Source organism: Sphingomonas larreae (assembly GCF_051400595.1).
In the GTDB taxonomy this organism is placed as follows: domain Bacteria; phylum Pseudomonadota; class Alphaproteobacteria; order Sphingomonadales; family Sphingomonadaceae; genus Sphingomonas.
In genome coordinates this window covers 1-4,596 of the sequence record NZ_JBLFFI010000017.1, presented here as the reverse complement: position 1 = coordinate 4,596, position 4,596 = coordinate 1, and the positions used below count along the sequence as shown (strand labels likewise).

Below are 4,596 nucleotides of genomic sequence, written 5' to 3'. Positions count from 1 at the left end.
GAAGCCTGGACGCAAAGGTGAACGAACGACTGGAGTTGGACGGCGGGCAGGTGGGCTTGAGTGACCGTTATTGGGTCGTTGGTCTGGTTACGATCGAACGGATGAGGGTGGGCTACCGTAGTCGGTGGTTGTCCGCAGCCGAGTGGGTCTTCGCATAGGCGATCAGCGCTTCGGGCTTGTCGGTTTGGAGCATGGAGATGCCTTGCTCAATCAATGCTCCCCAAGCGCGGTCTGGATCGACGCCAGCGCCCTGGTCACCGCCTGACCCAAGAACGTAGCCATCTTTAAGCGTGTTAATCCACAGCCGCACGCCGCTTCGGCGTGCGAGGCCTGCGAGGTTGGGGAGAATAGAGCTCGACACCGGCGGCAGTTCGAAGCCGAGCGGTTTGCGCCCACGTAGCTGGATGGCGGCCACATCGAGCAACTGCCGCTCGTCGGACGGAAAGCGCAGAACGGGCATGAACGGAACTTGGTCGAAGGGCGCCATGCCGGCGAGCGGGCGCGTGGCGATGCTGGCAGTCGTCTTGACGATCACGCGGCGCTCGGCGTGCGCGCGCCTGACCGCGTCCACCACCTCGCTGTAGATGGCGTCCTTCACGTCAAGGTTCAGGACGATGCGCCGGCTTGCCAGCGCCAGCATCTCGTCCAAGGTGAGGATCCTCTGATCCGTGAGAGGTGCCTGCGGCCCACCGAAGCCATCTCGGAGACGCAGCTGGCGAAGCTGCTCGAGCGTCATGTCCGCCACCGGTCCGTGCCCGTCCGTCGTGCGATCGAGCAGGGCGTCATGGATCATGACCAGCGAGCCGTCCTTCGCCCGCCGCACGTCCGTCTCCATGACGTCCACGCCCAATGTAACGCAGTGCTCGAGCGCGGCACGTGAGTTCTCCGGGGTGCCGCCGAGCTCGTGACCGGGCGCAGCCGCATGGCATCCTCGATGGGCGACAACCACGAGGCCGCCGTCCGGGTCGGCTATGCGCCGCGAGATGACGGCGGCTCGATCTCCCGTGCTGCCGGCCGAACCGGCCAGGAGGAGACCGGACAGGAGCACGCCGATCATCGTGCGCCACTCCGGCGGGCGGGCGTGAAGCGGAGGGAGAGCCAGTAGGTCGTCGGCACCGAATAGGTGTCCTTGAGCAGGTTGCGCTCCGGGCCGACCAGGCTGGTCACGCGCTCGTGCGTGATGTTGCTGGCCTGAGCGGAGAGCGAGATGGCAGAAGTCAGATCGTAGCGGGCGGAGAAATCGACCTGCTGGCGCGGTGCCCAGTAGAGGTCCTGCCAGGATGCGGTCGTGTTGATCGCCCGGATCGAGCGGGCCTGCCGATTGTAGGCGACGCGCAGCTCCAGCCCGTGCGCGCTGTAGAACGCCTGTCCGTTGAGCGTGTACTTGGACTGACCGACCAGGCCACTGGTCCGGCGTGGCGTGCCGTCCGCCATGGTGACGTTCAGCCGTCCATCGAGATAGGCGACGTTGCCCGCCACGCCGACGCCGCGCAGGTAGGGCGTGATACCCTCCAGCGAGTTGACGATGACGTTGAACTCCACGCCGCGGATGCGTGACTTGCCGGCATTCGCCGGGCGGGTCACCGCGGCGTTGGTGTAGAAGATGCCGCTAGGCGCCTGATAGCCGATTGACTGCTCGGCGAAGATCTCGTCGCGGATCTCCTTGTCGAACAGAGCCAGCGAGACGATGCCGCCGTAGCGCTCGGCGAACTGCCAGTCGGCCGCGAGATCATAGTTGGTCGACCTGCGCGGCCTGATGTCGGGGTTGCCGATGCTCACCGACACGTTCTGCGCGTCCGGATTGCCGACGTCGCTTTCCTGCTGGAACGAGATCGAACTGCGGGCCGCGTAGGCGTCGTAGCCCGGGCGCCCGATCGTCTGGCTGAACACGCCACGCAGGTCGATGCGCGGGGTCACGTGGTAGGTCACGAGGGCGGATGGCAGCAGGAAGTGGTAGGTCGAACGTGTCGGCAGCGGACGGTAGCTGCCCTGCTGAAGCACGGTGCTCACCGTCCGCTGCTCGGTATGGTCGTACCGGACGCCGGCGCGGGCATCGACCCTTTCGCCCCGATAGCTGAAGCTGCCATGGATCGCGCCGGTCTTCTCGCCGTGCGTGAAGTTGTCCTGTGCGTTGAAGGCGGTAGTGTCGGTCTGGTTGAGCGCGCTCGTCGGCAATGCCTGCACCGCTGCCAGTGCCCTCGCCGGATCGATGGTGATCAGCTGGAGGTCGTTCTGGTTGTATCGCAGCGGGGCGTTGAGCGGACCGGCCGCATCGGCCAGGCCGAGCGCCGGCGCGGTGTTGTTGGGCACATACTGCGTGCGATTGACCGCAAACGAGAAATCGTCGTCCGTGTAGGAGCCGCCTGCCGCGAAGCCGAAGCCTAGGTCGTCCGGCCCCTGGTTGAAGCCATAATCGAGGCGCCCCTGCAGGATCTTGTCCTCGATGTTGCGACTGCCGTTCGGCCGCCAGTACGACAGGCTGTAGGTGGATAGATCGTTGTACGCGGTAGGCGATATGTTGAAGCTTTGGTTGAAGCTGCCCGTCTCGTAGGTGAAGCCGTTTGCCGCGATCGGCACGGTCGTGACGTTGGAGCGACCCGGCGTCGCGCGCCGGATAGTGCTGTTGTACTTGAAGTAGTTGAGCTCCTCGTCATACGTTGCGCGCGAATAGGATATACGGCCGCTCAGCGAGGAACGACCGCCCGGCTTCCAGTCGAGGCCGCCAAGGCCGAGGCGCGTTCGCGACGTGATGTCGAGGTCGGCGTAGCCGAGCTCCACCGAGGCGACCGGAAAGCGACCGCTCGTCGGCGTCTGATCGAAAACCTGTGTGGTGACGTTCGGGTTGATGATCGCCTCGTTCCGGACCTCCCGATCACCGTAGTAGTAGAAGCCGCCCTGACCGAAGACGTAGAGCGTGTCGGTGGGGCGCGCCTCCAGCTTGCCGGTCAAGCCATAGCGATCTCGACGGTTCTGGACGTACCAGTACTTGTCCTGCTGCGGCACCGGAATGCCATTGCCGAAGCCGGCGTTCGCGGTGGACGCGCCATTGTTCACGATCTGCCCGGCCGCGTTGTAGAAGTTGTAGAAGGCGGTATCGGTCGTCATGTGCGCGTCGGTGTAATTGTCGAGGCGCTGGTAGTTGCCGGAGAGGACGACGCCGAGCATCCCATCGGCGAAGGTGCCGCTCGCTGTGCCGATTATGCGCGGGCCGATATCAGGCTGATTGCGCGGCCTGTCGGTGTCGCTGGCATGGCCTGCGCCCACCTCGAGTGTGAGGAAGCGTTCGCTGCCTGCATCGAACGCGCTGCGCGTTTTCAGGTTGATGGCGCCGCCGATCGCGTTGGCATCGAGGTCTGGAGTGAACGTCTTGGTGACCTGCAGTTCCGAGATCATCGACGACGGCAGGATGTCGAGCCGGACGCCGCGGGAGGTCGAGCCCTCTGTGCCCTGCGGCGTGCCGGGGGAGGCGATCTGCATGCCGTCGATTGTGACGTTGTTGTAGACGGGTCCCAGTCCGCGGATCACGGGCGTTGCCGCCTCGTCACGCGCGTGCTCGTTGTCGCCGATCGGCAGCACGGAAAGGCCGGGGATACGACGTAGCGCCTCGACGATCGTCGTATCCGGCAAAGCCTGCACATCGTTTGCGCTGACCACGTCGACGATGTTGACAGCTGCGCGCTTCGACTGGATCGCGACATTGTTCGAGCGGCGGATGCCCGTCACGAGGATGTCGGCTGGAACAGCAGGTTCAGCCTCCGGCTGCCCAGCCGACTGACGTTCAGGCGCTGTCTGCCCTTGCGCCGGCTGTACGAGAAACAGGACCGTGAAGGCTGCCGACGTGAGGCAACGCACGCGGAGAGACCGCGTCTTGATAGATGACACTGGATGATCCCCGTTCAGCAGCGCTGGCGACATTCGCTGCCGAAACAAGCGACTAGGCAACAGCGGTGACGCGACAGTGACAGTCGCGCGGCATGTCGGTGACAATCGCCAACAACGGCCTATTTAGCTTGTTGCTGGAATTGAACACTGAGGCGTCATCTGCTGGCACTGCCCACACGCCCCATCCGGGATCACCAAGCCGTCATCATCTCGTAAGCTGACCGACGCCAAGCAGTCATAAAGCCACCCTAGCTGCTCCCGTGCAATCCGGGGAGCAACGATGAGAACTCGAACGAGGGGCATTTCGCCGCTGGCTCTGCTGCTGTGCAGCGTGGCCACAATCGAGCCTGCCGCCGGGCAGGATCTGACTTCGCGCGATGCGACACCGGGCGAGCCGCAGCTGGAGGCCGACGCAGATATCGTCGTGACCGGACAACGTCGCGCACAACGAGAGTCGATCGCGACCAAGCGGGACTCGTTTGCTGTCGTCGATGCGATCTCGTCGGATGACATCGGCAAGCTGCCCGACCACAACACCGCAGCGGCGCTTCGTCGGATCCCCGGGGTTTCGGTTCAGGAGGACCAGGGAGAACCGCGCTTCCCGGTGCTGCGCGGACTTCGCTCGACGTATAACCGCACGACGGTGGATGGTGCGATCGTCGCAGGCGTGGACGAGGAGGGGCGCACCGTGCCGCTCGACATTATCCCGTCCGT

3 protein-coding genes are annotated in these 4,596 nt (G+C 64.6%); 1 reads left to right on the top strand and 2 read right to left on the bottom strand.

From position 1 onward, the window contains the following. Positions 1-112: 112 nt before the first annotated feature. Positions 113-1,057 carry a glycerophosphodiester phosphodiesterase family protein gene (locus ACMGDM_RS20605; RefSeq protein ID WP_436806013.1) on the bottom strand — a complete coding sequence of 315 codons (945 nt, stop codon included), beginning with the start codon at positions 1,055-1,057 and terminating at the stop codon, positions 113-115. Next, entirely contained in the window at positions 1,054-3,723 is a 2,670-nt protein-coding gene (locus ACMGDM_RS20600; protein WP_436806012.1) for a TonB-dependent receptor, read from the bottom strand. Before ACMGDM_RS20600 ends, ACMGDM_RS20605 begins: the two co-directional genes overlap by 4 nt. 439 nt (positions 3,724-4,162) lie before the next feature. On the opposite strand from ACMGDM_RS20600, the gene ACMGDM_RS20595 reads away from it, so the two are divergent. Next, the coding region (locus tag ACMGDM_RS20595) for a TonB-dependent receptor plug domain-containing protein (protein WP_436806011.1) at positions 4,163-4,596 on the top strand (434 nt) is incomplete at its 3' end.